Below are 358 nucleotides of genomic sequence, written 5' to 3' on the forward strand. Positions count from 1 at the left end.
TCGCCCGCGCCGGGCACCCGGACCCGGCGATCCGCATGGCCGACGGCACGGTCCTGGTCCGGCCGACGCCGGGCGGCCTGCCCCTCGGCATCGACCCCGACGCCGACTACCCCACCACCCGGCTCGTCCTCGAACCCGGCGAGACGATGCTCCTGTGCACCGACGGCCTCATCGAGACGGGCGGCCACGACCTCGACACGGGCTGGCGGCGCATCAGGACGATCCTGGAGTCCTTCGACACGGACGCGGGCGCGACCGCCGACACGAGCCCTGTCGCGGACCCTGTCCCGGCCGCGGACCCGGGCCCGGTCAGACGCGCAGCGGATGGCAACGCTGTCGGGGGTGACGGGGCGGGAAG

Annotated in this window: 1 protein-coding gene; it reads left to right on the top strand. The window is 75.7% G+C overall.

What is annotated here, in order from left to right:
- The coding region (locus AOK23_RS49515) for a PP2C family protein-serine/threonine phosphatase (protein ID WP_240496306.1) at positions 1 to 358 on the top strand (358 nt) is incomplete at both ends.

The organism is Streptomyces torulosus, from assembly GCF_001419765.1.
GTDB classification, from domain to species: Bacteria; Actinomycetota; Actinomycetes; order Streptomycetales; family Streptomycetaceae; genus Streptomyces; species Streptomyces torulosus.